Origin of the sequence: Pseudoalteromonas sp. APC 3893 (assembly GCF_030408095.1) — a bacterium.
GTDB lineage: Bacteria > Pseudomonadota > Gammaproteobacteria > Enterobacterales > Alteromonadaceae > Pseudoalteromonas.
Window position 1 is genome coordinate 129,934 of the sequence record NZ_JASDCD010000007.1, and the last position, 24,775, is coordinate 154,708.

The following is a 24,775-nucleotide window of genomic DNA, read 5'->3' on the forward strand; positions in this document are numbered from 1 at the left end:
AGATATTAATTGAAATATAAACTCACCTGCTCATAATAGAGGGGTATTTAGGAATGAGGTGCAAGTCCTCAGCTGTTCCCGCAACTGTAAGCCACATTAGTGATAAGCCAGATACTAAATACGTTACAATCAACTTAAATAACTGAGCGGGTAAACTCATCTTTTTCATAAGCATTTGCTTGTGTTTACTGCATTGGGTTTTCGCGTGCTAGCAGAGATAAACATTGCAGACACCAACAGCGCTTCTTACCGTCGACGATTTATCGTGGACTGTTGCTAATACATCTATTCTAAAAAAAATAAACATCAGCATTGAGCAAGGCCAGTTTATTGGCTTGCTTGGGCCTAATGGTGCGGGTAAGTCGAGTTTATTGCGTTGTCTATATCGGTTTAATAAACCAACATGTGGTCAAGTGCTCCTTGGCTCAGATGATATTTGGCAACTAAGTGCTGATGATTTTGCCAAGCAAGTTGCTGTGGTTTTACAAGAAACGCCTTCGCAATTTAATCTATCTTTGTATGATGTGGTGAGCCTAGGGCTTACCCCGCATAAACGTCTTTTTAGTGGCACCACACAAAGTGATAAGCAGCTAATTCACCAAGCGATAAAACAAGTAGGCTTAATTGAGCATGCTAACCAAGCGTTTGATTCGCTCTCCGGTGGCGAAAAGCAGCGTGCTTTAATTGCCCGTGCCATAGTGCAAAAGCCACAGCTTTTGATTATGGATGAGCCTACCAGCCACCTTGACGTAAAATATCAAATTCAATTAATGGAATTAGCCAAATCACTCGGGGTAACTGTGTTGGCATCGTTTCATGATTTAAATTTAGCGGCCAGCCTATGTGATGAGCTATTGGTAATCGATCACGGTGAAATCGTTGCATCTGGCACGCCGCAGCAGGTTATAACAGAGAAAATGCTAAGCGATGTATTTGACGTGTGCGCTCAAGTATCTAGCCACCCGCAAAGTAAAGCGCAATCCATTCCACATATAACGTATTTTTATGGTTATCAATCAGGAGCGCTTCATGCAACTGAAAAATAACCTATTACTGCCGCTAACCATGGTATTAAGTGTGCTGAGTATTTTTGCCGCGTTGAGCTTTGGTGCTGCCCCCAGTAAGTTTGTTGATGTTTACTACAGCGTAATTGGACAGTGGTTTGGCCAAGGTAGTGATTCGTTTATTGAGCGAATAATTTGGCAGCTACGTTTGCCACGTACGTTATTGGCGTTCTTAGCAGGCTCAGGGTTAGCCATTGCAGGGCTGATTTTACAAACCGTGACCCGTAATCCATTAGCTGACCCTTATTTATTTGGTATTTCATCTGGGGCTTCATTTGGTGTAGTGTGTTTTATTACCTTCACCGGCATCAGTGCTGGGTTTTCAATGTCGCTGGCTGCTTTTGTGGGTAGTATGCTGACCATGTGCTTATTGGTATTTGTTGCAGGACGTAGAGCGTCTGCTCAGGTTGAAACAATGCTATTAGCAGGGGTTGCATTGTCATTTTTATTCAGCGCATTTACCAGCTTACTGCTTTATTTTAGTAACCCTCAAGCGATCACCGCGATTTTATTTTGGACCTTAGGCAGTTTTGCGAGAGCGCAGTGGCAAGCACTTTGGCTACCCGCTTTAGCTATTTTCAGCTGTATTATTTTATTAATGAGTTTTAGGCGTCAACTCAATGCCATGTTATTGGGTGATGAAAGTGCCGCGACCCTAGGTATTCCTGTGCAACGCTTTCGCTTGCTAATGTTAGTGTTAAGTTCGTTAATTACAGCGCTCTTGGTGGCGTTATGTGGCGGAATTGGCTTTGTGGGTCTGATGATACCCCATATAGTGCGTTTTTTCGTATCCCAAGGAACCTTAACAGGCCTTGCTATGACTGCACTCGTTGGCGGTACATTTATGGTATGGGTGGATGTGCTCTCGCGTATTGTGATGAGCAACCAAGAGCTACCAATCGGGGTGATCACCTCGGCCATTGGTAGTGTGTTCTTTTTATCTTTGCTGTGTTTTCGTAAAAAGGTGTATCAATGATGTATTCTATTAAACCCCTTAACAGGCAATTTGATACGCTGATCAGTGATAAAATTAATCACAAAACTAAACCGCTTGGAGCACTGGGGCTACTTGAACCACTGGCACAGCAATTGGTGAGTATTTTTAGTCAAGATATTGATATACAGAGTGCATTTTTAGATTTTCAGCCAGCTATAAAACAGCCTACATTAATCGTGTTTGCTGGCGATCATGGTGTTGTAGCGCAAGGAGTATCAATTGCCCCCAGCGACGTTACCGCGCAAATGGTTGCTAATTTTGCTGCTGGCGGCGCGGCAATTAATGTGTTTTGCAATCAGCTAGGCTGGCAGCTTGAAATAGCCGATTGCGGTATTTTAACGAAAGTACCCAGCACGGACATTCGTGATTGTCGTTTAGGGGATATCACCGAGCCGCTTAATCAACACACGGCTATGAGTACCGAGCAGGTACAACAAGGGTTTAATAATGCTAAACAACTTGTATTAGCGCTTAAAAGTAGTGGCTGTAATACTCTAGCCTTGGGTGAAATGGGCATAGGTAATACCACCAGTGCAGCCGCTATTATGGCGGCAATGCTTAAACTCCCTGCCAGTGAATGTGTGGGCAAAGGTACTGGCGTAAGTGATGGGGTGGTTGCGCGTAAAGTAAAAGTTGTAGAGCAAGCACTGATCTTACATAAAACTCAACTAGATGATCCTATCTCCTTGCTTGCAGCACTTGGTGGCTTCGAAATTGTGCATATTGTGGGTGCCATGCTCAGCGCTGCTGAGCAACAAATGGTAGTACTGGTTGATGGCTTTATTTGTACCGCTGCAGCTTTAGTCGCGATTGCAATTAACCCCAATGTAAAAGCGTATTTTATTTTTGCCCATAGTTCAAATGAGCAAGGCCATAGTAAAATGCTCGCCCACTTAGAGGTTAAACCATTACTGCAATTAGATTTGCGCTTAGGGGAGGGGACTGGCGCTGCATTAAGTTTGCCTTTGCTACAAAGTGCGCTCGGTTTTTATAATCAAATGGCAAGCTTTGCCGACGCTGCAGTTGATAATGTGGTGTAAGTGATGACACAAGCGCAAGCAAGCATCACGCAATGGCAGTTGTTACAATTAGCGGTTAGTTTTTTAACCCGCATTCCGGTAAAGCTTCGTTTTGAGGTGACGGGCGAACACTTAAATCAAGCCAGTCGCTACTTTGCGTTAGTAGGATTAGGACTTGGTTTAGCCCATGCTTTGGTGTTTTACTGCCTGCAATTTATATTACCTGTTTCAATATGTGTGCTGTTAGTGATGGCGCTGAGCCTACTAATGACTGGTGCTTTTCATGAAGATGGCTGGGCCGATGTCTGGGATGGCTTTGGTGGTGGCTGGCAGGTATCACAAAAGCTCAATATTATGAAAGATAGCCGTTTAGGCACATACGGCGCTGCAGCACTTATCATTATATTAATGCTGAAGTATCAAAGTTTGGTGATATTAAGTGAAGATAACGGTGTGTTGTTATTTGCTATCATTGCTGGGCAATGCTTAAGCCGCGTTGTTGCGACTAGTATCATTTTTAGTATGGATTATGTGAGCGAAGATGCCAGCGCAAAAGTAAAGCCACTGGCTATGCACTTATCTAAAACCGGATTAGTCACTTTATTATTAACAGCTGCTTTTTTATTTGCCGCTACGTTGATTTTCCAGCTTGTTACTTGGCAAGCATTAGTAATAATAACCCTGACTTTAGTATTCGTACGTTTGATGGTTATGCATTGGTTTAAACGCCAATTAGGCGGTTATACCGGTGATTGTTTAGGGGCAGCGCAGCAACTTAGTGAAGTGAGTATTTATATAACTCTCATCGTTATAATGACGAGTAGCGCACAATGAAACCTCAACATACTTTAATTCTCGGTGGTGCCCGTAGTGGTAAAAGCCGCTTTGCAGAGCAATTAGCAACAAGCACTGAAAAACCCGTAATATACATCGCTACCGCACAAGGCCATGATGATGAAATGCAAGCACGTATTTATCGTCATCAACAGCAGCGCCCAGCACATTGGCAGCTAATTGAAGAGCCAATAACGCTTGCAAATACCTTACTTGCCCATAGCAAAGCTGGTAACTGCATTTTAGTTGATTGCCTTACGCTGTGGCTTAGTAATTGTTTATGCCAAGATAATAACTGCTGGGCGCAGCAAAAACAGGCATTGCTTGAAGCGCTGAGTAAGCTCCCTGGACAGGTTATTTTTGTCAGTAACGAAGTTGGACACGGGATTGTGCCGCTTGGGCAATTAAGCCGTGACTTTGTTGATGAGTCAGGCTGGCTACATCAAGCAATTGCCGCAGAGGTTGCTCGGGTTGAATTTATAATGGCAGGCTTGCCGCTCACTTTAAAAAGTAGTGAATGATGAAAACAATAATGATCCAAGGCACCACATCAGATGCCGGTAAAAGTACATTGGTTGCAGCTTTGTGCCGAGTGTTTGCAGAGCAAGGTATTAAAGTTGCTCCCTTTAAGCCACAAAATATGGCACTTAATAGCGCAGTAACACAAGATGGCGGTGAAATAGGCCGTGCTCAGGCGTTACAAGCAATTGCAGCAAAGGTTGCCCCAAGAATAGATTTTAATCCCGTATTACTCAAACCTAATAGTGATACTGGCGCTCAAGTGATCATTCATGGCAAAGCGATTAGCAATATGGAAGCGGGTGCTTACCACGACTATAAAAAAGTCGCGATGGATGCTGTGCTCACCTCACAAGAAAGATTAAGTAAAGAATTTGAGCTATTGGTTGTAGAAGGGGCCGGTAGCCCCGCAGAAATTAACCTGCGTGCTGGCGATATTGCCAATATGGGTTACGCTGAAGCGGTGGATTGCCCTGTCATTATTATTGCCGATATTGATAAAGGCGGGGTATTTGCGTATTTAGTGGGCACCTTGGCATTGCTAAGCGAGTCAGAGCAAGCGCGAGTAAAAGGCTTTGTGATCAATCGTTTTCGTGGCGATATTGCACTGTTACAAGGTGGCCTTGATTGGCTCGAAGAGTACACGGGCAAACCTGTACTTGGTGTATTACCTTACCTGCATGATCTCACCTTAGATGCAGAAGACGCCGTTGCTATTGATAATAAGGTAAACCAAGCGAAAATAAAAATAGCTGTTTTACTCTTACCACACATTAGTAATCATACCGACTTTGATGCGCTGCGGTTAAACCCACAAATAGATATAAACTACGTGCGTCACACACAGTCTATTCCCAATGTTGATCTAATTATTATCCCAGGCAGTAAAAATGTGATCAGTGATTTAACCTTTTTAAAAAATGAAGGCTGGGAGGAGCAAATTAAGCGCCACCTTCGCTATGGCGGTAAAGTGCTCGGCATTTGCGGCGGCTTACAAATGTTAGGCACCGATATTTACGACCCTGCGGGGGTTGAGTCAAGCGCTCAGCATTGTAAAGGATTAGGACTTGGTGATTTTACAACTCAATTAGGGGTTGAAAAAGTACTGACGCAAGCATCGGCTATTTTGCATTTAAATGGCGGTGAAGCTCAGATGGTGGGGTATGAAATTCACGCAGGCCAAAGTCACGGTCCTACACTTGAACAACCATTGCTAAAATTTACCACACATCCACAAAATGTGACTCATGATGGTTTTATATCTGATGATAACTGCATAGCAGGCACTTACTTACATGGCTTGTTTGATAGCAGTGCAGCAAGCCAACTGATACTTGATTGGGTGTTACCAAATAGCTGTATTGAACAGCATATAGATATAAACACACATCGCGAACAGCAACTCACGCGTTTAGCCCAGATGTGTAAACAGCATTTAGATATTCCACAAATTACTAAAATTTACCAAAACTGGTAAGGAGCAAGCAGATGAGCGACACAAATAACGACAAACACCAACAACGGCAACAAAAAGTAAAAGACAAAGTGGATGAGCGCATTGCTGCGGCACAAACAGAAAAGGGCATTTTCCAAGTGATCACTGGCAACGGTAAAGGTAAATCTACATCAGGGTTTGGCACAGTAACTCGCTGTGTCGGCCATGGTATGAAGGCCGCTGTGTGCCAATTTATAAAAGGCACATGGCCGTGTGGTGAGCGTAACTTATTACAAGGTGCGGGCGTTGAGTTTGCCATTATGAACACCGGTTTCACGTGGGAAACACAAAATAAAGAATCAGATACCGCCGCCGCGCAAGCTACATGGCAAGAGGCAAAGCGTATGTTAAATGACGAATCAATCAACCTAGTATTACTTGATGAAATAACTTACATGATCACTTATGGCTACATTGATTTAGAAGAAGCGCTAGAGGTGATTGCTAATCGTCCGCCGATGCAGTCAGTGATTGTTACAGGGCGTGGTGCGCACCGTAAGTTAACAGACCTTGCAGACACAGTAAGCGAAGTACGTAATGTAAAACACGCATTTGATGCGGGTGTAAAAGCGCAAATAGGGTTTGATTACTAATGGTGGTGTTAAGATTCGCATTATTTGTTTGTTTCGCCTTGGGCAGTGCTAATCTACAGGCTAGCACTAATAAACAACAACTGAGAATTGTAGCGCTTGCTCCGCATATTGTTGAAAACCTTTATACCATTGGCGCTGGCGAGCAAATTGTGGGAACAGTTGAGTACGCTGATTTTCCAAAGGCGGCGAATAAAATCCCACGTTTAGGGGGTCACCAAGGTATTCAAACTGAAAAGCTGTTAGCACTTCAACCTGACTTGGTACTTGCATGGAATAGCAGTAGTCATGCTGATGAGTTAGCACAAATAGAGCGTATGGGAATCAGTGTTTTATACAGTGAAGCCAATGAAGTTGAAAAAGTGCCTAATGAGTTGCTACGACTAGGAAAATTAACTGGCCGCGAGGACGCGGCAAAGGATGCTGCGACTGAATTTCAGCAAAAATTAGACACTATTAAAGCCAAACAGCAGGGCAAAGCCAGTGTTGCTGTGTTTTATCAATTATGGCCAGAACCGATGATGACGGTGAGTAAAAATACTTGGATTAATCAACTTATTGAGATTTGCCATGGCAGCAACGTGTTTGCCAATAGCCGCACCGACTATCCGCTTATAAGTATTGAAAACGTGATCGTTGCAAAACCAGAGGTGATTATTCTTCCAGAAGAGAAATCAAAAAACAAACAGCCAGTTATCGATTGGCAACAATGGCCCGAAGTTCCTGCAGTGAAACACAATCAGTTTATTCAAATTAATGCCGACTTACTACACAGGTTCACCACCCGGATGCTTGATGGGCTAGATGATATGTGTAATAAAATCGATCAATCAAGAGCTGTTTTAAAGGATGTACAATGAGTCAGTGGCAAACATTTTTACAAACCGAATGCGCCAAACCTTATATGCAAGACACGCTTGCTTATGTTGCTCAAAGGCGCAGTGAAGGGGTTGCAGTTTACCCACCAGAGCCGCAGGTTTTTAGTGCCTTTGAAGCAACGGAGCTTGACGATATTAAAGTGGTTATTTTAGGGCAAGATCCTTACCACGGTGAGGGACAAGCTCATGGTTTGTGTTTTTCAGTACTGCCAGAAGTTACTAAATTGCCGCCATCGCTGAAAAATATTTATAAAGAGCTCGCCACTGATATTGCAGGGTTTGCGGTACCGCAACATGGTCACTTGCAAAACTGGGCTGAGCAGGGCGTATTTTTACTAAATACCGTACTGACCGTGGAGCAAGGACAAGCGCACTCACATAAGCATTTAGGTTGGGAGCAATTTACTGATAACGTGATTAATCATATTAATGAGCACACAACTGGCGTGGTGTTTATTTTGTGGGGTGCGCATGCGCAAAAGAAAGGCAAAGGCATAGATGCTACCAAGCACTTTGTGTTAAACGGCCCTCACCCATCACCGCTTTCAGCGCATCGAGGCTTTTTTGGCTGTCAGCACTTTTCTAAAGCCAATGAGATACTCCAGCAGCAAGGCAAAGCCGCTATAAATTGGCAAGTGTAAGAATTAAAAAAGGCCGTTAGCTGTGAAGCATGCGGCCTATTTTTTTAAGTTAAAAATCTAGCTCATCAATTGCAATGTTGTCTGCAAAATAGTCTAACTCCTGTAGTTCTTTGCGTAAACGTTGCTTATCTTTTAAAGCTTCGATTTCGCGCCACTTTCTCTTTTTATTCTTCTGAGAGGTCTTTTTTGTTGTACTAGGACCTTCTAATATTTCTAAAATATCGTCTAGGCTATCCATGAACTTCTCCTATTGAATTTTGAACCTCGGAAATACCTATATCACAGGCCAAACTAAAATAGAATAAAAAAGTGACGGTAATGTTACATAAATGTGATGGCTAGATTAAATTCTATACGCGGGGAAAATAAAAAACGCCACATGAGTGGCGTTTTATACAGTAAGTGTTTATTTACTTATCTTTAAAGAGTTACATCGCTTTAAAACGTGCCTCTAATTGCTCTTGCGCATCAGCAAATGAGCGAATACCTTCAGCCAGTTTTTCAGTCGCCATGGCATCTTGGTTATGCAACCAGCGGAATTGCGATTCTGTAAGTGGCTCAGGTTTTGGCTCTTTAGGAATATCACTTTCTAGTAAATATTCTTGCGCGCCTTCAAGGTTGCCTAAGTCTTCTAACAGGTTAGGGCTAATAGTTAGCTTATCACAACCCGTTAGCGCGATAATTTCGCCAGTGTTACGGAAGCTTGCGCCCATAACCACGGTTTTATAATCATGGCGTTTGTAAAATTCAAAAATGCTACGTACAGATTGAACACCTGGATCTTGTAGCGGATCAGTAGGTTTTTCCATGCCGTTAGCAACATGCCAATCTAAAATACGGCCCACAAACGGCGAGATTAAAAATACGTTTGCATCGGCACAGGCGCGTGCTTGGGCATCGCTAAACAATAAAGTAAGGTTACATTTAGTGCCTTCTTTTTCTAGTTGCTCAGCGGCTTTAATACCTTCCCATGTTGAAGCTACTTTAATTAAAATTTTATCTTTGCTCACGCCTTCTTTTTCATACAGGCTAAGTAAAGTATGGGCTTTATCGATAGTTGCTTGGGTATCAAATGATAAACGCGCGTCAACTTCGGTAGAGATGTAACCCGGTACAATTTCGCTGATTTCTTTACCCAATAATACGGCAAAGTAATCGCAAGCGAGTTCAAGTTGTTTGGCGGCATCTTGCTCGGTTTCTTTAGCATAGCTAAATGCTTTATCTAAATAAGGCTTATACGCTTCGATCTCGCTGGCTTTAAGAAGTAAAGATGGGTTTGTAGTCGCATCTTCTGGTTGGTGTTTTTTTATCGCTTCAATATCGCCGGTGTCGGCTACGATAGAAGAATGTTGTTTGAGCCTTTGTAGAGCTGAAGTCATTTGCTTTTCCTCATTCCAAGCAAGTTAAAAGAAAATCTACTGTAACTACCTTATACTGCAACACTGTGACAGCGCTTGATAGGTCATATGTCCGTATCAGTAAAGAACGAAGGCGCAACGCAAATTTTGTCGCGCAAAAGTAAGGTAGGACTAAACAAAACGTGCATTTCGTTTCATTTAATGTTGAAATTGACATTAAATAATTTACAAGTCAATAGCTAACTATGATCACTGTTATTTCACCTGCAAAAAATTTAGATTTTGAAAGCCAACCTACTACAGAGAAATTCAGTTATCCTGAGCTGCTAGAGCACAGTGAAGAGCTGATGAGCGTGTGCCGTGAGCTTACACCTGCACAAATTAGTAGCTTAATGAAAATCAGCGATAAGCTAGCAGGGCTCAATGCTGCCCGTTTTAGTGAATGGGCGCAGCCGTTTACTGAACAAAATGCTAAACAAGCGGTACTCGCTTTTAACGGTGATGTATACGGCGGTTTAGCGGCAGATACACTAACTGCTGAGCAACTTGACTACGCACAAAACCATTTACGTATTTTGTCGGGCCTTTATGGGCTGTTAAAGCCGCTAGATTTAATGCAAGCATATCGTCTTGAAATGGGTACTAAGCTTGATAATAGCCGTGGTAAAAACTTATATGAATTTTGGGGCAGTATTATTGCCAAGAAGTTAAATACAGTTTTAGCTCAGCAAGATAGTCAATACTTAGTCAACCTTGCATCTAATGAGTATTTTAAAGCGGTTGATAAAAAAACCTTATCTGCGCAAATCATCACACCACATTTCAAAGACTGTAAAAATGGTCAATACAAAATTATCAGCTTTTACGCCAAAAAAGCGCGCGGCTTAATGGCTCGTTATATTATCGAAAATAAAGTAACTCAATTGAGCCAACTGAAACAGTTTACAGTGGATGGTTACTATTTTAGTGAAGAAGCCACAACTAAAGAACTTGAGCCTGTATTTTTACGCGACGAGCAAAATTAAGCGACATTTAAGCTTTAAATAAACCACGCAAATGCGTGGTTTTTTATTTTTGGCGTTTATTTTGCAATGACCTGATTATTAAATAATAGTTTTCAGGATCAATCATGCTAAATATCCCTTCAATTAGTGAAGCCGAAAAGCTTATCGAAGAAAAGCTCGGAGGCTGGTTTGATATTGTTATAAGTCATATTCCTAACTTTATCGTCGCAGTACTGATTGCCATTGTATTTTCAATTCTTGCGCGCTTTTTAGGTTCCATGGTGCGTAAGGTTTTACGCAGATCGTTAGACTCCAAGCAAATAGCCGATTTAATGGCTTCCATCTTCAAGATGGTCGTCTTATGTGTTGGGGTATTTATTGCTCTAGATTTTATGGGGTTAAAAGGCACGGTTACTTCATTGCTTGCAGGTGCCGGTATTGTTGGTTTAGCGATTGGTTTTGCGTTTCAGGATATGACCGAAAATCTCATTGCTGGCATCGCCATGGGTATTCGAAAACCCTTTAAAACGGGCGATGTCATTAAAACCGATAATGCTTTTGGTACGGTTAAATCAATTAACTTACGTAATACCCTGATTGAAAATTTTTATGGCCAATTAATTCTAGTGCCTAACAAGATCCTTTTTCGCAATGTGTTACGTAATTACAGCACCTTAGGTGTTCGCCGAATCGAAGTACCGGTAGGCATTTCGTATGGCGACGACCCAGAGCAAGCTGCTGAAGCGATAGTTAAAAAAATCAATGAGTTCGATTTTGTGATTAAGCAAGACGAAACGGCTGTATACGCTGAAGGATTTGGCGATAGCAGCGTTAATTTATTAGTATGGTTTTGGATAAAATACCCCGGCGAAGCTGATTTTATGACCGTAAGGCACAAAGCGGTTGTTGCCGTTAAACAAGCATTAGCAGAAGCTGATATCAGTATTCCATTCCCAATTCGCACGCTTGATTTTGGTATAAAAGGGGGTGAAAAACTCGATGCCATGATTAGTCACAAACAGGATAGCCAAGATTAAACTCGCTTAATAGATACAAAGCGTATGCCTGCATGCGCTTTGTATAATGTACTTTTTACTTAACCTTAATACTAATTTACACGCATTGATGCAGACGATTTAACTGACACATGACTTAATTCAAACTAAAGTTAGGTAAACTTAATTGTGAATAGTGGGGGGTTAGTTTGCGTGATGATAATGAATTTTATCCGAAAAATCCCTGCGTTAGGTGTTGCTGCTTAGATAGTAGAGATATTTGTATTGGCTGTTTTCGCAGCCTTGAGGAAATACTTGAATGGCATAGCGCTTCAATCAGCCGACAGAAAAAAATACTTGCAACATGCCAAGCGCGTAAAGCTGCAGCAAAAAAATAACGACTCTAACGACGCTCAGGATGAGCTAATCAACATATTCTTTGAGCAAATTCTTTTGTGCACGATATAAACTTTTCAAAAATATAATTCCAGAATTCATCTGAATTATTGTAAATAATTGTTTATTTACTGTTTTAAGCTGCAGTGGAAGTCGTTTATGAGTAACTTTAATGTAAAATGATAGCGCTGTCATTTTTGTTGGTGTATGATTAATTTATTGTGAAAAAAATGATTTTAGTTTGCAGTGGCTGGATTTTAGATAAATATAATGAGTTCAAAGCTAAAATAATTAATTAAAAAACTGTTGAGATAAAACTATGGAAGCAACCGTCGAGTTAGAAGCAAATACTAAGCACAGTATTTGGCTGCCAATGACATTGGCAGGATCAATGTTCTTTATTTTAGGGTGTATAACCTGGCTTAATGGTGCAATTACTCCATTTTTACAACAAATGTTGGTGTTATCTCCGTTACAAGCTTCGTTTATTATCTCTTCATTTTATATTGCCGTAACTGTCGCAGGCATCCCATCTGCAATGCTTATTAAGCGTGTTGGCTATAAAAATGGGATGGCGATAGGTTGTGCCGTTATGGCGGCTTCTGCATTAATGTATATCCCTGCAGCAAAGCTGCAAATGATTGAAATATTCTTATTTGCTCAATTAATGATTGGCGTGGGACAAACAATCCTGCAAACAGCGATTAACCCTTATGTGGTAAAAATGGGTTCTGAGAAATCAGCTGCCGTACGTGTTTGTATTATGGGCTTATTAAATAAATTTGCTGGGGTTATCGTGCCTGTTATTTTTGCAGCAGTAGTAGTAAGTGGTGTCGTTGCCGACGGAGAGCAATTATCGCAAGCGCAAAAAGATGCGATGGCGAACAGTTTAATCTTGCCTTACCTAGCTATTGCTGGCTTTATTCTATTGTTTGCACTCTTTGCTAAATTTGCACCATTACCTGATTTAGTCTTCGAAGAGTCTGAAGGCAGTGGCAAAGGAGAAGTAAAAGAAGCCTTACAACATCCTCACCTAGTATTTGGTGTAATAGGTATCGCACTGTACGTGGCTGTGGAAGTGATTGCCGCGGATACCATTGGTTCTTATGCGTTACAAATAGGTGTAGCCGACTACTCTGTAATGACCTCATACACTATGGCGTGTATGTTAATTGGTTACGCCATTGGTATAGCCCTTATTCCACGTTTTATGTCGCAGCAAAATGCACTTGTTATGTCTGGAGTTGCAGGTATTGTCACTGTGCTTGCTGTTGTGCTAGGTAGTAATGAATCATTTATTATTGCTAACTTATTATTAGTACCGTTTGGCGGACCTGAATTACCAGACCCACTTTTATATATCGCATTACTTGGCTTTGCGAATGCCATGGTGTGGCCTGCTATTTGGCCTTTAGCGCTGGCAGGGCTTGGGCGCTTAACGGGCACTGCTTCTGGCTTACTTATTATGGGTATTGCTGGTGGCGCGTTAGGCCCATTATTGATTGGTCTAGGAAATGTCGTTGGTCTTGGCCCGCAAGGTGCTTATGTTGTGATGATTCCAAGTTATATATTCATCTTATTCTATGCTTTGAAGGGTCATAAAATGAGAAGTTGGAAATAGAGAGGAACTGGTGACAGCAAGGTTAGCGAGAGTAAAGTTTTAGCGAGAGTAAAGTTAGCTAAGAAAGTTTGTAAGCTCCCAAGAGCGCGGTTTATTCCGCGCTTTTTCTTGGTCTATAAAGCTAGCATATTAAACCATAGAGCGGGAACGCCTGTTTAATACTCGAAGAGCTAAAATTAATAGCGCAATTAAGCAAATGATTACCCCTGCAATAGTTGCTAATTGATGTGGCACCCAACGTATTATCAATAAACCAAATGTGAGTAATATAAAAGGTTTGAATTCATAGTAGTAATAGTGTTTTTTAACTCTGATTCGATTTACTTTATGATCAACACGGCGCGCGTTTGAGCGTAAACGCCAGATATTCGCACCATAAAAAAACATCATAATGCCCAATAAAGTGCTAATAAAAGAATTACCGATAAGTAAACAACCTGCACCAAAGAGAAAGCTTAAATAGGGAATTGATTCATATATAGGTTTAGCGATCATAATACTTCGTACCATCATCCTTGACTGTAACTTAATTATTGATTGTACCTTAAGTAGAAGCCAAAGCAATTTATTAACATATTTAAATTATAAATGTCTAGTCGTTTTGTTTATTAGTAATTTTTATGTTTCTATAAAAAAATATCATTACAAAAACACTGTGAATTAATTTCAATCCCTGTTTAAATATGTTCAAGATAAGAGCATAGGCAAATTGACGTTTTCAGCGTATAATTCAGCCTTTCAAAAATACCATACACGTTGCCCTAGGAGCCCCCATGTTAGAACGTAGCATGAATATTTCGGATTTTGATCCAGAGTTATTTGCAGCAATCAATAAAGAAACTGCACGTCAAGAAGAGCACATTGAGTTAATTGCCTCTGAAAACTACTGTAGCCCACGCGTACTTGAAGCGCAGGGATCACAGCTTACAAATAAATATGCAGAAGGCTACCCGGGCAAGCGTTACTACGGTGGTTGTGAGCACGTTGACGTGGTTGAGCAATTGGCTATTGACCGTGCAAACGAATTATTTGGTTCTGATTACGCAAACGTACAACCACATGCGGGTTCACAAGCGAATGCAGCTGTTTTTTTAGCGCTTTTAGAAGCTGGCGATACAGTGCTAGGTATGAGCTTAGCTCATGGTGGTCACTTAACGCATGGTTCACATGTAAGTTTCTCAGGTAAACTTTACAATGCAATCCAATACGGACTAGATGAAGCGACTGGCGAAATCGATTACGCTCAAGTTGAAGCGTTAGCACTTGAACACAAACCAAAAATGATTATCGGTGGCTTCTCAGCATACTCTGGTATCGTTGATTGGGCTAAATTCCGTGAGATAGCTGATAAAGTCGGTGCCTACTTATTTGTAGATATGGCTCACGTTGCAGGTTTAATCGCTGCAGGTGTTTACCCAAGCCCAGTTCCTCATGCTCACGTTGTAACAACAACGACGCACAAAACATTAGCAGGCCCACGTGGTGGTTTGATCATTTCTGCATGTGGCGATGAAGCTATCTACAAAAAGCTTAACAGCGCAGTATTCCCTGGTGGCCAAGGTGGTCCTTTATGCCATATCATTGCTGCAAAAGCAGTGGCATTTAAAGAAGCACTTCAACCTGAATTTAAAGAATACCAAACACAAGTTGTTAAAAATGCCCAAGCTATGGTTGCAGTAATGCAAGAGCGCGGCTATAAAATCGTATCTGATAAAACAGAGAACCACTTGTTCTTACTTGATTTAATCGATAAAGATATCACTGGTAAAGATGCTGACGCAGCGCTTGGTAATGCTAATATCACCGTAAATAAAAACTCGGTACCAAACGATCCGCGTTCACCGTTTGTTACTTCAGGCCTACGTATTGGTTCACCTGCAATCACTCGTCGCGGCTTTAAAGAAGCTGAATCAAAAGAGCTTGCTGGTTGGATTTGTGACGTACTAGACAACATCAATGATGAGTCTGTACAAGCGCAAGTAAAAGAGAAAGTTCAAGCTATCTGTAAAAAATTACCTGTTTACGCTTAATCTAATTAGTTTAAGTATATAAACAGTAATTTAGATAACAAGAGCGATGTTTTTTGTTATTATAAAGGCCGCCCATAAGCGGCCTTTTTAGTTTTTTGAATCGGAAGCAGACACCTATGCATTGTCCATTTTGCACCGCAAAAGATACCAAAGTGATAGATTCACGTTTAGTTGGTGGTGGTCACCAAGTTCGCCGTCGCCGTGAATGCAATGAATGCCATGAGCGCTTTACCACTTTTGAAGGGGCTGAATTGGTGATGCCAAGAGTAATAAAGCAAGATGGCAGCCGCGAACCATTCAACGAAGACAAACTGCTCAATGGCTTACACCGAGCGCTAGAAAAACGCCCTGTTAGCACTGAGCAAGTAGATGAAGTGGTCAATATTATTAAATCCCAGCTACGTGCCACCGGAGAACGTGAAATTTCGAGTCACTTAATTGGTGAATGCATTATGGAGTCATTAAAAAAACTCGATAAAGTAGCTTATGTTCGCTTTGCATCTGTGTATCGCTCGTTTGAAGATATACGTGAGTTTGGCGAAGAAATAGCGCGTTTAGGCGATTAGTATGCAATTCACAGAGCAAGACCACTTTTATATGAGCCGCGCTATTGAGCTGGCAAAGCGTGGCCGTTTTACGACAACCCCCAATCCTAACGTTGGTTGTGTATTAGTTAAAAATGGGGAGATTGTGGGTGAAGGTTTTCATCAATTAGCAGGGCAAGGCCATGCTGAAGTAAATGCTTTAGCAATGGCAGGGGAGCAGGCAAAAGGGGCTATCGCCTACGTTACGCTTGAACCATGTAGCCATTTTGGCCGAACACCACCGTGTGCCGAAGGTTTAAAAAACGCTGGAGTACGTAAAGTGATCGCCGCAATGGTCGATCCTAACCCGCAAGTAGCGGGGAAGGGATTAGCCATTTTAGCGGATGCAGGCATTGAGGTCGCATCGGGTTTACTTGAACCACAAGCCCGGTTATTAAATCGTGGCTTTCTAAAACGTATGGAGCGGGGGCTGCCATTTGTAACGTGCAAAATGGCAGCCAGCCTTGATGGTAAAACGGCATTGCAAAATGGCCGAAGTAAATGGATAACCTCTACTAAAGCGCGCCAAGATGTGCAGTTATTCCGTGCACAAAGTTGCGCGATTTTAACTGGCGCTGACACCGTGATAATTGATGATGCGAAATTAAACGTACGTCAAAATGAATTACCGCAAAAGCTACCAACAACGCTTCCACTGCGTCAACCTATTCGCGTTATTGTTGATTCACAAAACAGGTTAACCCCTGACTTAGCGCTTTTTAGCATTGAAGGTGAAATAATAATCCTCACCACAAAGCTTGATAAATCTAAACAATGGCCACATTACGTTAAGCATATTGTAGTGCCTGAAAAAGAAAAAAAAGTAGATTTATTAGTGGCACTAAAATTATTAGCACAACAACAAATAAACTCTATTTGGTTAGAAGCAGGTGCAACCCTTGCTGGTGCGATGACTGAACAAAATTTAATTGATGAGTTTGTAGTTTATCTTGCGCCTAAATTATTAGGAAATGACGCGAAAAGTTTACTAAACTTTGCAACGCTGACTAGCATGCAAGATACTATTAACCTCGCTATCAAAGAATGTGCATGTGTGGGCGAAGATATCCGTATTATCGCCGACATTGCGACAACGAAATCGTCTTAACTTATTATTGAGAGTAACCACTATGTTTACTGGTATTATTGAAGCAACTGGGGTCATTAGCAATTTGCGAAAAACCCAAGGCGATTTAGCTATACGAATTCAAAGCAATGACTTAGATATGTCGGATGTTAAACTCGGCGATAGCATTGCCACCAATGGCGTGTGTTTAACCGTAGTTGAAAAACACCAAGATGGCTTTAATGCTGATTTATCTAATGAAACAATCAGCCTAACGGGGTTTGCACATTATCAACAAGGGCAAAAAGTTAATCTTGAAAAAGCCATGCAGCCAGTATCTCGTTTGGGCGGCCATCTAGTTTCTGGGCATGTTGACGGTATTGCTACAATTACCAGCATCACAGCAAATGCACGTGCAACAGAGTATTGGCTTACAACAGATGCTGAGCTAATGAAGTATATACCTTATAAGGGGTCGGTGTGTGTTGACGGTATTAGCTTAACGGTTAACGCTGTTGAGGGGAATAAATTTAAGCTCACTATCGTTCCTCATACAGCAGAACAAACAACGATTGCTGACTTTAAAGTAGGCACTCAAGTAAACTTAGAAGTTGATCAAATAGCCCGTTATTTAGAGCGCTTGATCAAAGGTGCAGAACAACCTGCAGGTTCAGATATTTCAATGAGCTTATTAGCTCAAGCCGGTTTTATGAAGTAATAACCAAACCAACTCGAGATACGAATTGGTTTGGCTAAATAGACTCCACAACTTAATTATGAGTAGATTATGAATTTACACAGCGCACAAGAAATTATTGATGACATTAAAGCCGGTAAAATGGTTATTTTAATGGATGACGAAGACAGAGAGAATGAAGGCGATTTAATTATTGCTGCTGAGCATATTAGTGCTGAAGCAATTAACTTTATGGCGACTCATGGTCGAGGCCTTATCTGTTTAACGATGACACAAGAACGCTGTGAGCAGCTTGATTTACCATTAATGGTTAAAAATAATGGTGCTGCATTTTCTACTAATTTCACTATGTCGATTGAAGCATCGAAAGGCGTGACGACAGGTATTTCTGCCGCTGATCGTGCGCGTACAGTACAAGCTGCCATTGCAAAAGGTGCAGTTCCATCAGATATCGTACAACCTGGGCATATTTTCCCAATAATGGCTCAGCCTGGCGGCGTCCTAACGCGTGCTGGTCATACAGAAGCTGGTTGTGATTTAGCGCGTTTAGCAGGTCTTGAGGCATCGTCGGTGATTGTTGAAATTCTCAATGCAGATGGCACTATGGCGCGTCGTCCAGATTTAGAAATATTCGCAAAAGAGCACAACATTAAAATTGGTACTATCGCTGATTTAATTGAATACCGTAACATCAATGAAACCACAATTGAGCAAGTTGCTAAATGTAAGCTACCGACTCAACATGGTGAGTTTGACTTAGTAACGTATAAAGACACAATTGATGGTCAACTCCATTACGCTTTATTAAATGGTGAAATTAAAGCCGATGAGCCAACGCTAGTACGTGTTCACTTACAAAGCACCTTTAATGATGTTTTATTATCAGATCGTAGTGCCGACCGAAGCTGGGGTTTATCAGAAGCCATGGCTTATATTGCAAAGCAGCAAGGTGCGTTAGTTATTCTTGGTAAACAAGAGTGCACAGAAGAGTTAGAAGCGACGGTAAAAGCATTTGCTGCAGAAGATGTGGGTGAGAGTGTTAGTCATCGTAAATTCCAAGGTACATCGCGGACTGTTGGCGTGGGATCACAAATATTGGCTGACTTAGGTATTAAACAAATGCGCTTGATGAGCCGACCGAAAAAGTACCATGCACTTTCTGGCTTCCACCTTGAAGTGGTTGACTATGTAGAGCCGCAATAAGCTAGGCTATTTTTTTATTTTTATGCTATGATGCGCTGCAATTTTTGCGCAATCGCTTGAACTTATTTTTAGGGTTATCGAATGAAAATTATCGAAGGTAATAAATACGCTCCGGGCAAGAAATTTGCCATTGTCATTTCACGCTTCAATGACTTTATTGGTAGCAGCCTATTAGCAGGCGCTGTTGATGAATTAAAGCGCACTGGTGGTGTATCAGAAGACGATATCACAGTGGTATATGTACCTGGTGCGGTTGAGTTACCTTTAGCAGCGAAACGCGTTGCAGCAAAAAAAGAGTATGATGCAATCATCGCCTTAGGCGTTGTGATCAGAGGTGGTACACCACACTTTGACCTCGTTGCTGGCGAATCAAATAAAGGCTTGGCACAAGTGTCGCTTGAGTATGATATCCCGGTTGCATTTGGCGTATTAACCACAGAGAGCATTGAGCAAGCGATTGAACGCGCTGGCACCAAAATGGGCAACAAAGGTGGCGAAGCTGCTTTAGGTGCGCTTGAAATGGTTAATGTGTTAGATAAAATTTAAGTTTAAGGAATTTTTGTGAAACCAGCAGCAAGACGTAAAGCACGTATCTTAGCACTTCAAGCCGTTTATTCTTGGCAACTAAGTGGCAATGCAATTGCCGATATCGAGCAACAAATGTTGATCGAAAACGACGTGACTAAAATCGACGTTGAATATTTTAAAGACCTCGCTCGTGGCGTTGCTGTAAATAAAACGCAACTTGACGAAGCTGTTTCTCCACACCTTACCCGTCCATTTGATGAGTTAGATATGGTTGAAAAGGCGATCTTACGTCTGAGCGCTTATGAGCTAAAATTCCGCGAAGATGTACCATACAAAGTAGCAATCAATGAAGGTATTGAGCTTGCTAAAATTTTTGGCGCAGAAGACAGCCATAAGTTTGTCAATGGTGTATTAGATAAAGCAGTTAAGCAATTACGTAAGTAATCTTACTGCAAAAAGGAGAGCCGGCATAGGCCGGCTTTTTTGTGTATGAAGGAATTTGAATTAATTAACCGCTACTTTAAAGGTCGTGGCATTACACGTCGTGATGTAAACCTTGGAATTGGCGATGACTGCGCTTTAGTAACTGTCCCTGAGAACTGCCAGTTGGCAGTAACCACTGATACCTTAGTGAGTGGCGTACACTTTTTTGATGATATTTCTCCCCGAGCTTTAGGGCATCGCGTTTTAGCGGTCAACTTAAGTGATCTAGCAGCAATGGGCGCAGAGCCTACTTGGGTATCTGTTGCACTAACATTACCTAATATTGATGTTGAATGGCTCGAAGAGTTCACCGAAGGCATGCATGAAATTGCCGAATATTTTAATGTACAAATAATTGGTGGTGATACCACTCAAGGTCCACTATCAATCACTATTTGTGCAAAGGGCACCATACCACAAGGTACGGCATTAAGACGCAGTGGCGCAAAAGTCGGTGATTGGATTTACGTTACTGGTCCCTTGGGGGATGCGGGGCTAGCCATTGAGGCACGTAAGCAAGGCATCGATGTTGCACCAGAGCACCTTCGCTATATCAATCAACGTTTTGACTACCCGACTCCACGAGTTGCAGCAGGGCAAGTGTTAAGAGGAGCTGCTTCAGCTGCTATTGATATCTCAGATGGCTTGATGGCTGATTTAGGTCATATCTTAGCAATGTCTCAAGTAAGCGCACATATCAACGTGGATAAAGTGCCGACCTCAGACGCAATGCGTGATACGCTAAATAAAACACAGCAACTACCTTTTATCTTAAACTATGGCGATGATTATGAGCTTTTGTTCACTGTCCCTGATGATAATAAAAGTATGTTGGAATTAAAACTGCGCCAATATGGAGTTGAAGTAAGCTGTATTGGCCAAATAAAAAGTGGTGAAGGGCACATCGAGCTGATGCTTGATGGTGAAAAGCTTGAATATCAAGAAACAGGCTTTGAGCACTTCTCCAAGGAGCCGGTTTGAGTAACCCTGCAAAATTTAATTTAAAGCGCCCACACCAGTTTTTTGGCTTGGGTTTTGGCTTAGGGCTAGCACCTAAAGCACCCGGTACATTTGGTACCTTTGCAGCATTGCCGTTTATTTTTATCACTATGCACTATCCGTTGTGGCTACAAATAGTTTTTGCTGTTGTTATTAGTGTATTTGGTGTTTGGGCATGTGGTAAAACAGCTGACGATTTGGGAGTGCATGATCACCCTGCGATCGTTTGGGACGAAGTCGCCGGTTTTTATATTACTATGATAGGTGCGGCTCTTAGTTGGCAATCTCTACTTGTTGGTTTTTTATTGTTCCGCTTTTTTGATATCGCCAAGCCAGGCCCTATTCGCATCCTAGATAAAAAAATGCATGGTGGTGTTGGTATAATGGCCGATGATGTTTTAGCGGGGATATTTTCATTAATTTGCGTGCAAGCACTTTTAAAAATAGGCTACCTACCCCTTTAACCCTAGTTTTTGCAACGAGGTATTGACGTTATGATGCGATTTTTTTTGGTTGTTGTATTACTGTTTTGCAGTATGCCAAGCAGTGCGTCAATTACCGACTATGTAGTAAAACAATGGAATATTCAAAACGGCTTACCCTCGCAGTCTTTAAAGAGTGTTGTTCAAGATGAGCAAGGCTATATGTGGCTGGGTACGCAGTTCGGCTTGAGTCGATTTGATGGAAATACCTTTACTAATTACAATACGTTAAACAGTCCTTTCTTACCTAGTAATGGAATCAATAAGCTACTTATTGATAGTGATGGTAATTTATGGGTCGGTACTAAAAATGGCGTTGTAGTATTAGATCCGCAAACAATGGCTGCACAAGAGTTTACTGTTAAAGGCCCCGTTCGTGATGTGCTAGAAGACTCACGCGGTGGGATTTGGATTGCGGCAAATGGTTTGTACTTTGTTCCCCGTAATCAAATCAACCTAAGCAGCAATAACAATCAACTTAAAGCTAGTGTTAATGCGATTGCGGTTAAACAAATAGCGGGCTCTGTCAGCCAATTAGCCTTATCACCCGAAGGCATCTGGCTCGTTAATGAGCGCCAACTGCTTCGTTTAACTAACTCTTCATCTGACTTTGCAAAACTGCGTTTAGAGCTCACCGCAAAAGTGTCATTACCTGAGCGTGTAGCGCAAACCATTATCCATGATCTAGCTTGGCTTGAGGGTAACCTTTATTTGGCGTCAGAGCTTGGCGCTTACTTCCTTGATTTAGATGATGAGCTAAGACCGTTTCCTTTACCGAATGCTAACAGCACTGCTGTATACAAATTCATGAGTGACTCAGATGGCGCACTGTGGATTTCGACTTATGGCAGACTATTATTTAGGGATAATTCAGGTGAGTGGCAGTGGGTTGAGCCGAGCCAGTTAGATCAAAGTATCTGGTTTGCAGATTTATATAGAGATAATGACAACAATATTTGGCTTGCAAGTTTTAGCGAAGGACTTTGGCTTGCTCATGAAGGACGAATAGAGCGTCATTCTGCTATATCGCAAATGACCGAAGCGGTTATGGCTATTACTCAAGCACCAGACGGACGACTTTGGGTCGCTAACCGTAGCGGTGTAGGTTATTTCGATTTAGATAAAAACTTTATCAACAAAATCCCGAGTAATCAATACGGTAGAGCCGTCGTACATGATCTTCACTTTGATGCTGGACGACTTTATATAGCCACAGGGCGAGGACTATTTTTCTATGAAAACAATAGTTTATTTACAGTCCCCGGCCGTGCTTTAAGAGATAACCCTGTCTTTGCTATTAGCGACTCAAGTAAAGGGGGGTTATGGGTCGGAACGGGACGCGGCATGTATCGCTTAAGTTATGGTGGCATAACTCCATTTGCCTATAATGCTTTTTTAGGCAGTAAATTTATTACTTATGTACTGGATAAAACTAACTTTGGTTTAATCGGAACCAGTAAAGGGGCCTATTATTTTACAGACCGAGGAATTGAAAAAATAGGCGACCAAACCTCTTTAGATAGTGCCTATGTTACTAGTATCTTGCATATTGATGGTGTAGGTATTTTGATAGGCTCTTTAAACGATGGCTTATTTTATCGAAGTACTGCAGGGCATTGGCGCCAACTTGATGCCACCGATGGCTTGCCTTATGGCTCTATTTTTAGTTTACGTTACGACGAAAAGTTCAAGCGCATTTGGGTAAGCACCATGAAAGGCGTTTACCGAATGCCAGTTGAGCAGTTCAGTGCTGATATTGAAAGCTTAAAAGTAGAGCAAGTGATTTCATCATTTGATCGTCAGTTAGATGGTAAAGCAAGTCAATGTTGTACTGGTTTGGGTCATGATGCTGTAGCTGAGCAGGGAAATTCAATATGGTACCCCAGCCTTCAAGGGGTGGTTGAAATTCCAAAAGATATTGAGTTGTTTGGAGTTAAGCCGTTAAAACCTAAAGTCGAAAGTTTGACAACTAATTTACGTCAGTTAGCCACAGCAGCATTAGGGCGTAGTCCTGCATTAGACACTGATGAACGCGATGTAACATTAAAGTACACCGCTATAGATTATTATGCTCCAACGAGTATTGAATTCCGCTATCGCCTTAGTGGTTTGGACAATGATTGGCGCTATGCAAATACTCGCAGAGAAGCTATTTATACTAATTTACCCCCAGGCGCATTTTTATTTCAGGTTGAAGCAAAACGCCAAGGGGAAGGGTGGCAAAATGCCCAGCGAACAGAATATTCTTTTATGGTACCTCGACGCTTTGATGAGACCGTTTATTTTAGACTATTGATAACAAGTACCTTTGTATTGTTATTTTATTTAGTGTTTTGGGTGTTCAAAAAACAAGAACGGCGCAAACAGGCCGTACTTGAGAGCTTAGTCACAGAACGCACTGGTGAATTACGTCAAGCAAATGATAAGTTAAACCAGGTTAATTCACAGCTTAAGCTTGTGAGTCACTCTGATGAGCTTACAGGCCTGCGAAGCCGACGATTTTTGTTTGACCAACTGCCAAAAGATATTGAACATTTTCAACGTAACTCTCAGTCTCTTCAGGCTCAGGGTAAATCATTGGTTCTACTGATAATTAACTTTGATAACTTTAGCCGAATTAATGATGCCTACGGACCAATAGGTGGTGATAGTTGCTTACAACAAATGGCCGCATTATTGAATTCACGTACGCAAGGGTCTGATTATGTAGCGCGTTGGAGTGGTGATGAGTTTTTACTGTTACTACGTGACTTTAAACGAAGTGCGATAGATAGCTATGTTTCAGAGCTCTGCAAGGCCATTGCTGAACACGCATTTAAGCTGCCTAATGGCGAAAGCATTAACTTAACAGCCTCTATTGGCTTTTCGTTCTACCCATTGCCTTTACTTGGTGGGCAAGTGATTGGCTGGGAAACATCTGTTAATTTAGCGGATATGGCTTTGCATCAGGTTAAAAAGCGCGGTGGTGATGGTGTTGCCAATATTATCTTTGATGACCAATTAGATGCGTTTGAATTTGAGCAAACCAATAATGTTGAACAGCAACTTAGTGTATTACAAGCTAATGGCTTGGCAGATATAAAAGTGTGGATGCGCTGATCACAATACAGTAATAAAAAATAGCCTAACGTATAACGTTAAGGCATTGGGAGGCGAACTAAAAGCAGTTAAGTTTATTTAAGCCCTAAATGGTTCGTGGTTTTGCGTGCGTAGCGTGTGGATAAATAATGCAGAGAGTAAAGAGTATTCGGCGAGAGAGCTTTTGACTTTATTTAGCTGCAAAGAAGCGATA

The 24,775-nt window shown here is 41.6% G+C and carries 26 protein-coding genes and 1 riboswitch; of the genes, 23 read left to right on the forward strand and 3 right to left on the reverse strand.

Annotated features, from left to right (window positions below; translation table 11 throughout):
- The first annotated feature begins 6 nt into the window (after positions 1-6).
- A riboswitch (cobalamin riboswitch) is annotated at positions 7-138 on the forward strand.
- Positions 139-224: 86 nt separating this feature from the next.
- The 9 genes from QMA12_RS10990 to ung are packed head-to-tail and all read left to right on the forward strand — an operon-like array spanning position 225 to position 8,037.
- The gene (locus QMA12_RS10990; RefSeq protein ID WP_290210202.1) at positions 225-1,046 is read left to right on the forward strand and encodes an ABC transporter ATP-binding protein; all 822 of its coding nucleotides are present in this window, start codon (positions 225-227) and stop codon (positions 1,044-1,046) included.
- On the forward strand, positions 1,030-2,040 hold the full coding sequence (locus QMA12_RS10995; RefSeq protein WP_290210203.1) for an iron ABC transporter permease: 1,011 nt from the start codon (positions 1,030-1,032) through the stop codon (positions 2,038-2,040). Before QMA12_RS10990 ends, QMA12_RS10995 begins: the two co-directional genes overlap by 17 nt.
- Positions 2,040-3,101: a nicotinate-nucleotide--dimethylbenzimidazole phosphoribosyltransferase gene (gene cobT, locus QMA12_RS11000; protein ID WP_290210236.1), complete on the forward strand. Its 1,062-nt coding sequence runs from the start codon at positions 2,040-2,042 to the stop codon at positions 3,099-3,101. The genes QMA12_RS10995 and cobT overlap by 1 nt, the downstream gene beginning before the upstream one ends.
- A gap of 3 nt (positions 3,102-3,104) precedes the next feature.
- Positions 3,105-3,914 (forward strand): adenosylcobinamide-GDP ribazoletransferase, encoded by an 810-nt coding sequence (locus QMA12_RS11005; protein ID WP_290210204.1) that lies wholly within the window; start codon positions 3,105-3,107, stop codon positions 3,912-3,914.
- Entirely contained in the window at positions 3,911-4,435 is a 525-nt protein-coding gene (gene cobU, locus QMA12_RS11010; protein WP_087530975.1) for a bifunctional adenosylcobinamide kinase/adenosylcobinamide-phosphate guanylyltransferase, read from the forward strand. Before QMA12_RS11005 ends, cobU begins: the two co-directional genes overlap by 4 nt.
- Entirely contained in the window at positions 4,435-5,910 is a 1,476-nt protein-coding gene (locus QMA12_RS11015; RefSeq protein WP_290210237.1) for a cobyric acid synthase, read from the forward strand. Before cobU ends, QMA12_RS11015 begins: the two co-directional genes overlap by 1 nt.
- Before the next feature lie 11 nt (positions 5,911-5,921).
- Positions 5,922-6,521, forward strand: coding sequence for a cob(I)yrinic acid a,c-diamide adenosyltransferase (gene cobO, locus QMA12_RS11020; RefSeq protein WP_087530973.1), 600 nt, complete (start codon positions 5,922-5,924; stop codon positions 6,519-6,521).
- Positions 6,521-7,378, forward strand: coding sequence for a cobalamin-binding protein (locus QMA12_RS11025; RefSeq protein ID WP_290210205.1), 858 nt, complete (start codon positions 6,521-6,523; stop codon positions 7,376-7,378). The genes cobO and QMA12_RS11025 overlap by 1 nt, the downstream gene beginning before the upstream one ends.
- The gene (ung, locus tag QMA12_RS11030) at positions 7,375-8,037 is read left to right on the forward strand and encodes a uracil-DNA glycosylase (RefSeq protein WP_290210206.1); all 663 of its coding nucleotides are present in this window, start codon (positions 7,375-7,377) and stop codon (positions 8,035-8,037) included. The genes QMA12_RS11025 and ung overlap by 4 nt, the downstream gene beginning before the upstream one ends.
- 49 nt (positions 8,038-8,086) lie before the next feature.
- Here ung and QMA12_RS11035 read toward each other — a convergent pair whose 3' ends face one another.
- Both QMA12_RS11035 and tal read right to left on the reverse strand, forming a co-directional pair.
- Entirely contained in the window at positions 8,087-8,275 is a 189-nt protein-coding gene (locus QMA12_RS11035; RefSeq protein ID WP_087530970.1) for a DUF3545 family protein, read from the reverse strand.
- Between the two features lie 190 nt (positions 8,276-8,465).
- Positions 8,466-9,416 (reverse strand): transaldolase, encoded by a 951-nt coding sequence (gene tal / locus QMA12_RS11040; RefSeq protein WP_087530969.1) that lies wholly within the window; start codon positions 9,414-9,416, stop codon positions 8,466-8,468.
- A 224-nt stretch (positions 9,417-9,640) separates the two neighbouring features.
- Here tal and yaaA point away from each other — a divergent pair, with 224 nt between their 5' ends.
- The 4 genes from yaaA (at position 9,641) to nagP (ending at position 13,411) form a co-directional block, all read left to right on the forward strand.
- Positions 9,641-10,420: a peroxide stress protein YaaA gene (gene yaaA / locus QMA12_RS11045; protein WP_087530968.1), complete on the forward strand. Its 780-nt coding sequence runs from the start codon at positions 9,641-9,643 to the stop codon at positions 10,418-10,420.
- 104 nt (positions 10,421-10,524) lie between these two features.
- Positions 10,525-11,436: a mechanosensitive ion channel family protein gene (locus tag QMA12_RS11050; RefSeq protein ID WP_087530967.1), complete on the forward strand. Its 912-nt coding sequence runs from the start codon at positions 10,525-10,527 to the stop codon at positions 11,434-11,436.
- Between the two features lie 167 nt (positions 11,437-11,603).
- Positions 11,604-11,792 (forward strand): DUF1289 domain-containing protein, encoded by a 189-nt coding sequence (locus QMA12_RS11055; protein WP_087530966.1) that lies wholly within the window; start codon positions 11,604-11,606, stop codon positions 11,790-11,792.
- A gap of 317 nt (positions 11,793-12,109) precedes the next feature.
- On the forward strand, positions 12,110-13,411 hold the full coding sequence (gene nagP, locus QMA12_RS11060; RefSeq protein ID WP_290210207.1) for an N-acetylglucosamine MFS transporter NagP: 1,302 nt from the start codon (positions 12,110-12,112) through the stop codon (positions 13,409-13,411).
- A 129-nt stretch (positions 13,412-13,540) separates the two neighbouring features.
- Here the strand turns inward: nagP and QMA12_RS11065 are convergent, their stop codons facing one another.
- Positions 13,541-13,906 (reverse strand): hypothetical protein, encoded by a 366-nt coding sequence (locus tag QMA12_RS11065; protein ID WP_290210208.1) that lies wholly within the window; start codon positions 13,904-13,906, stop codon positions 13,541-13,543.
- A 278-nt stretch (positions 13,907-14,184) separates the two neighbouring features.
- On the opposite strand from QMA12_RS11065, the gene glyA reads away from it, so the two are divergent.
- The 10 genes from glyA (at position 14,185) to QMA12_RS11115 (ending at position 24,582) form a co-directional block, all read left to right on the forward strand.
- Entirely contained in the window at positions 14,185-15,441 is a 1,257-nt protein-coding gene (glyA, locus tag QMA12_RS11070; RefSeq protein WP_087530963.1) for a serine hydroxymethyltransferase, read from the forward strand.
- Positions 15,442-15,557: 116 nt separating this feature from the next.
- On the forward strand, positions 15,558-16,007 hold the full coding sequence (gene nrdR / locus QMA12_RS11075) for a transcriptional regulator NrdR (RefSeq protein WP_054552576.1): 450 nt from the start codon (positions 15,558-15,560) through the stop codon (positions 16,005-16,007).
- A 1-nt stretch (position 16,008) separates the two neighbouring features.
- Positions 16,009-17,133 carry a bifunctional diaminohydroxyphosphoribosylaminopyrimidine deaminase/5-amino-6-(5-phosphoribosylamino)uracil reductase RibD gene (gene ribD, locus QMA12_RS11080; RefSeq protein WP_290210209.1) on the forward strand — a complete coding sequence of 375 codons (1,125 nt, stop codon included), beginning with the start codon at positions 16,009-16,011 and terminating at the stop codon, positions 17,131-17,133.
- Positions 17,134-17,155: 22 nt separating this feature from the next.
- Positions 17,156-17,809, forward strand: coding sequence for a riboflavin synthase (locus QMA12_RS11085; RefSeq protein WP_290210210.1), 654 nt, complete (start codon positions 17,156-17,158; stop codon positions 17,807-17,809).
- A gap of 69 nt (positions 17,810-17,878) precedes the next feature.
- Positions 17,879-18,991, forward strand: a complete 1,113-nt coding sequence (gene ribBA, locus QMA12_RS11090) for a bifunctional 3,4-dihydroxy-2-butanone-4-phosphate synthase/GTP cyclohydrolase II (protein ID WP_290210211.1) — start codon at positions 17,879-17,881, stop codon at positions 18,989-18,991.
- 81 nt (positions 18,992-19,072) lie between these two features.
- A complete protein-coding gene (gene ribE, locus QMA12_RS11095) occupies positions 19,073-19,537 on the forward strand; it encodes a 6,7-dimethyl-8-ribityllumazine synthase (protein ID WP_087530959.1) in 465 nt (154 codons plus the stop codon).
- A 15-nt stretch (positions 19,538-19,552) separates the two neighbouring features.
- The gene (gene nusB / locus QMA12_RS11100) at positions 19,553-19,963 is read left to right on the forward strand and encodes a transcription antitermination factor NusB (RefSeq protein ID WP_087530958.1); all 411 of its coding nucleotides are present in this window, start codon (positions 19,553-19,555) and stop codon (positions 19,961-19,963) included.
- Between the two features lie 45 nt (positions 19,964-20,008).
- Positions 20,009-20,983 carry a thiamine-phosphate kinase gene (gene thiL, locus QMA12_RS11105; protein WP_290210212.1) on the forward strand — a complete coding sequence of 325 codons (975 nt, stop codon included), beginning with the start codon at positions 20,009-20,011 and terminating at the stop codon, positions 20,981-20,983.
- A complete protein-coding gene (locus tag QMA12_RS11110) occupies positions 20,980-21,465 on the forward strand; it encodes a phosphatidylglycerophosphatase A (RefSeq protein WP_290210213.1) in 486 nt (161 codons plus the stop codon). The genes thiL and QMA12_RS11110 overlap by 4 nt, the downstream gene beginning before the upstream one ends.
- Before the next feature lie 30 nt (positions 21,466-21,495).
- Positions 21,496-24,582, forward strand: coding sequence for a ligand-binding sensor domain-containing diguanylate cyclase (locus QMA12_RS11115; RefSeq protein WP_290210214.1), 3,087 nt, complete (start codon positions 21,496-21,498; stop codon positions 24,580-24,582).
- The last annotated feature ends 193 nt before the right edge of the window (positions 24,583-24,775 follow it).

Bases quoted from the DNA above. Each gene is read 5' to 3' on its own strand.
- QMA12_RS11050 (WP_087530967.1), top strand. From the start codon at position 10,525: ATGCTAAATATCCCTTCAATTAGTGAAGCCGAAAAGCTTATCGAAGAA.
- QMA12_RS11065 (WP_290210208.1), bottom strand. From the start codon at position 13,906: ATGATCGCTAAACCTATATATGAATCAATTCCCTATTTAAGCTTTCTC.
- QMA12_RS10995 (WP_290210203.1), top strand. From the start codon at position 1,030: ATGCAACTGAAAAATAACCTATTACTGCCGCTAACCATGGTATTAAGT.
- nrdR (WP_054552576.1), top strand. From the start codon at position 15,558: ATGCATTGTCCATTTTGCACCGCAAAAGATACCAAAGTGATAGATTCA.
- QMA12_RS11005 (WP_290210204.1), top strand. From the start codon at position 3,105: ATGACACAAGCGCAAGCAAGCATCACGCAATGGCAGTTGTTACAATTA.
- ribBA (WP_290210211.1), top strand. From the start codon at position 17,879: ATGAATTTACACAGCGCACAAGAAATTATTGATGACATTAAAGCCGGT.
- tal (WP_087530969.1), bottom strand. From the start codon at position 9,416: ATGACTTCAGCTCTACAAAGGCTCAAACAACATTCTTCTATCGTAGCC.
- ung (WP_290210206.1), top strand. From the start codon at position 7,375: ATGAGTCAGTGGCAAACATTTTTACAAACCGAATGCGCCAAACCTTAT.
- cobU (WP_087530975.1), top strand. From the start codon at position 3,911: ATGAAACCTCAACATACTTTAATTCTCGGTGGTGCCCGTAGTGGTAAA.
- cobT (WP_290210236.1), top strand. From the start codon at position 2,040: ATGTATTCTATTAAACCCCTTAACAGGCAATTTGATACGCTGATCAGT.
- yaaA (WP_087530968.1), top strand. From the start codon at position 9,641: ATGATCACTGTTATTTCACCTGCAAAAAATTTAGATTTTGAAAGCCAA.
- ribE (WP_087530959.1), top strand. From the start codon at position 19,073: ATGAAAATTATCGAAGGTAATAAATACGCTCCGGGCAAGAAATTTGCC.
- glyA (WP_087530963.1), top strand. From the start codon at position 14,185: ATGTTAGAACGTAGCATGAATATTTCGGATTTTGATCCAGAGTTATTT.
- nagP (WP_290210207.1), top strand. From the start codon at position 12,110: ATGGAAGCAACCGTCGAGTTAGAAGCAAATACTAAGCACAGTATTTGG.
- cobO (WP_087530973.1), top strand. From the start codon at position 5,922: ATGAGCGACACAAATAACGACAAACACCAACAACGGCAACAAAAAGTA.
- QMA12_RS11085 (WP_290210210.1), top strand. From the start codon at position 17,156: ATGTTTACTGGTATTATTGAAGCAACTGGGGTCATTAGCAATTTGCGA.
- QMA12_RS11015 (WP_290210237.1), top strand. From the start codon at position 4,435: ATGAAAACAATAATGATCCAAGGCACCACATCAGATGCCGGTAAAAGT.
- thiL (WP_290210212.1), top strand. From the start codon at position 20,009: ATGAAGGAATTTGAATTAATTAACCGCTACTTTAAAGGTCGTGGCATT.
- QMA12_RS11035 (WP_087530970.1), bottom strand. From the start codon at position 8,275: ATGGATAGCCTAGACGATATTTTAGAAATATTAGAAGGTCCTAGTACA.
- QMA12_RS11025 (WP_290210205.1), top strand. From the start codon at position 6,521: ATGGTGGTGTTAAGATTCGCATTATTTGTTTGTTTCGCCTTGGGCAGT.
- ribD (WP_290210209.1), top strand. From the start codon at position 16,009: ATGCAATTCACAGAGCAAGACCACTTTTATATGAGCCGCGCTATTGAG.
- QMA12_RS11115 (WP_290210214.1), top strand. From the start codon at position 21,496: ATGATGCGATTTTTTTTGGTTGTTGTATTACTGTTTTGCAGTATGCCA.